Origin of the sequence: Mycetohabitans sp. B3, assembly GCF_021498065.1 — a bacterium.
Lineage (GTDB): Bacteria > Pseudomonadota > Gammaproteobacteria > Burkholderiales > Burkholderiaceae > Mycetohabitans.
The window spans coordinates 1-977 of record NZ_JAHLKN010000080.1 but is presented as its reverse complement, the minus strand read 5'-3'; the positions used below and the strand labels follow the sequence as shown (position 1 = coordinate 977).

1 protein-coding gene is annotated in these 977 nt (G+C 63.2%); it reads left to right on the top strand.

Annotated elements, in window-relative coordinates:
- The coding region (locus KQH55_RS15625; protein ID WP_235091611.1) for a condensation domain-containing protein at positions 1-977 on the top strand (977 nt) is incomplete at both ends.

Sequence of the window (977 nt, the reverse complement as noted above, 5' to 3'; positions counted from 1 at the left end):
AGCTTCTTTGCGCTCGGGGGCCACTCGCTGCTGGCGGTGCGGTTGATCGAGCGTCTGCGGCGTCGGGGAGTCGGGTTATCCGTGCGCGCGCTATTCGACACGCCGGTGCTTAGCGCGCTGGCCCAGTCGTTGGGTCAGCATTGTGACGTGGTGGTGCCGCCCAACGTGATCACGCCCGACACGACTGAAATTACGCCATCGATGCTGTCGCTCATTGAGCTGACGCAAGCGGACATTGACAAGATTGTCAAGCAGGTGCCCGGTGGCGTAGCCAATATCCAGGACATCTATGCCCTGTCGCCGCTGCAAGATGGCCTGCTGTTTCACCATCTACTCGCGCGCGACGGCGATCCGTATCTGCTGATGGCGCAGCTGGCTTTCGACAGTCGTGAGCGGCTTGACCAGTATCTGCACGCGCTGCAGCAGGTGATCGATCGCCACGATATTTTGCGCACCGCGTTCGTGTGGGAAGGCTTGTCGATGCCCGCGCAAGTGGTGTGGCGCCACGCACGGTTGCCGGTCACCGAGCTGACGTTGGACGCTGCGGACGGGCCGGTTGCCGAGCAATTGGCGCGGCGCTTTGATCCGCGCCACACGCGGCTGGATCTGACGCAAGCGCCGCTGCTGCACTGTGCGATCGCACAAGACAATGAGGGCCGCTGGCTGCTCATGCAGCGGCTGCACCATCTAATTATCGATCACTCAACGCTGGAGGTGATGCACGCGCAGGTGCGCGCATTCATCGACGGACGAGGCGACATGCTGCCGCCGGCGCAGCCGTTTCGCCATCTGGTCGCGCAAGCCAGGCTAGGCGTGAGTCAAGCTGAGCACGAGCGCTTCTTCACTGGGCAGCTTGCGGACATTGAGGAGCCGACCTTGCCGTTTGGGCTCGCGCAGGTACAGCATGACGGTCGTGACGTGAGCGAGGCACACCGGATGTTGCCGCCGGCGTTGAACGATCGGCTGCGTGTACAGGC